The following is a 384-nucleotide window of genomic DNA, read 5'->3' on the forward strand; positions in this document are numbered from 1 at the left end:
GGGTTGTTCCCAGATGACGATGCGCCCTTGTACGCGGTACCCATCATTCAACCTGCCTGGCGGGTCGACAAGATCCGCCACGATATGGACGCGCTGTTCTTCAACCCCGAGCGCCGACACCTTGGTAAACGCCCCTGGACCTACTGTCCGGACCGTGGCGTTGACGGCCAACGGACCGCCCCACTCCACTACCGATACGCGCATGCCAGGACTGATCTTGACCGCATCGGTCGATAGCACGTCGACGACGAGTTCGTAGCGCGAGGGGTCGGCCAGAAGCATCAGGGCCGCGCCTGCAAGCACCACGCGCTCACTTTGTTGTTCGATGCGCAACAGAACGGTGTTGGTCGGGGCACGGACTTCAACGGGTTGCCCGGCTTCCAG

Annotated in this window: 1 protein-coding gene; it reads right to left on the minus strand. The window is 62.5% G+C overall.

Annotation, left to right across the window (positions count from 1 at the left end; genetic code table 11):
• Nucleotides 1-384, minus strand: a 384-nt coding sequence (locus tag D7V77_RS43025; RefSeq protein WP_120581797.1) for an HlyD family efflux transporter periplasmic adaptor subunit, incomplete at both ends; no start/stop codon positions are given.

The organism is Corallococcus sp. CA041A (assembly GCF_003612075.1).
Lineage (GTDB): Bacteria > Myxococcota > Myxococcia > Myxococcales > Myxococcaceae > Corallococcus > Corallococcus exiguus.